This is a genomic window from Shewanella sp. SM95, assembly GCF_025653595.1.
In the GTDB taxonomy this organism is placed as follows: domain Bacteria; phylum Pseudomonadota; class Gammaproteobacteria; order Enterobacterales; family Shewanellaceae; genus Shewanella; species Shewanella oncorhynchi.
Window position 1 is genome coordinate 1 of sequence record NZ_JAKKSE010000059.1, and the last position, 1199, is coordinate 1199.

1 protein-coding gene is annotated in these 1199 nt (G+C 47.2%); it reads left to right on the forward strand.

Features of this window, described 5'->3' with window-relative positions:
- The first annotated feature begins 32 nt into the window (after positions 1–32).
- Positions 33–1139, forward strand: coding sequence for an RNA-guided endonuclease InsQ/TnpB family protein (locus L5M29_RS23615; RefSeq protein WP_263170350.1), 1107 nt, complete (start codon positions 33–35; stop codon positions 1137–1139).
- Positions 1140–1199: the final 60 nt, after the last annotated feature.

Sequence of the window (1199 nt, forward strand, 5' to 3'; positions counted from 1 at the left end):
CTTTCACAAAAACAACTGTATTCTTGTGAACTATGAAAGAGATCGCTATTAAACAACGCTTTTACCCAACGACTGAACAGGCTCAATTGCTTGCGCAGACTTTCGGCTGTGTGCGTTTCGTTTACAACGCGATCCTTAAATGGCGTACCGACGCTTTCTACAACGAAAGCAAAAAGGTTAACTACAACACGGCAAGCTCTAAGCTGACCGAACTCAAGAAGCAAACTGAGTTTGAATGGCTTAACAGCGTGTCGTGTGTACCGCTCCAACAATCTTTGCGCCATCAACAAACTGCGTTTAAGAACTTCTTTGAAGGAAGGGCGAAGTATCCAGCCTTTAAGAAGAAGCGCAGCAAGCAAAGCGCAGAATTCACGAAGTCGGCGTTTAAGTTCAAAGATGGCAATATCTACATTGCCAAGTCCAAACAGCCGCTTGATATTCGCTGGTCGCGTGAACTTCCTAGCGAACCAACTACCGTCACTATCTCGAAAGACAGTGCAGGCCGCTACTTCGTGTCTATGCTTTGCCGCTTCGAGCCTAAACCACTGCCTGTTACCAAAAAGACAACGGGTATTGATTTGGGTTTGACCGACCTTGTGATTACCGCTGACGGGTTTAAATCTGGCAATCCCCGCCATACTGCAAAGTACGAGAAGAAATTGGCTCAGGCGCAACGCCGCCTTTCCAAGAAGAAGAAGAAAGGAACTGCCAACTTCCACAAAGCCAGAATCAAAGTTGCTCGCATTCAGGCGAAGATTGCCGACTGCCGCCGCGACTTTACCCACAAACTCACCACTACGTTGATAAACGAAAACCAAGTGATTAGCTGTGAGAGTTTGAGCGTTAAAAACATGGTCAAGAATCCGCGACTTGCTAAGGCCATTGGTGACGCCAATTGGGGCGAAATGGTTAGGCAGCTTGAGTACAAAGCAGAATGGCGCGGCAGAACACTTGTCCAGATTGACAAGTGGTATCCGTCTAGTAAGCGTTGTAATTGCTGTGGTCACGTAGTTGATTCTCTACCGTTACATATAAGGCATTGGACTTGTCCAGCGTGTGAAGCGCGCTTAGACCGTGATACCAATGCCGCTATTAATATCAAAGCCGCTGGGCAAGCGGTGTTAGCTTGTGGAGCGTAAGTAAGTCCCGATTGTTCTAATGAACTTCGGGCATAACGCCTTGAAACAAGAATCCCCTTC

Coding starts and splice junctions, on each gene's coding strand:
- L5M29_RS23615 (WP_263170350.1), top strand. CDS start 33: ATGAAAGAGATCGCTATTAAACAACGCTTTTACCCAACGACTGAACAG.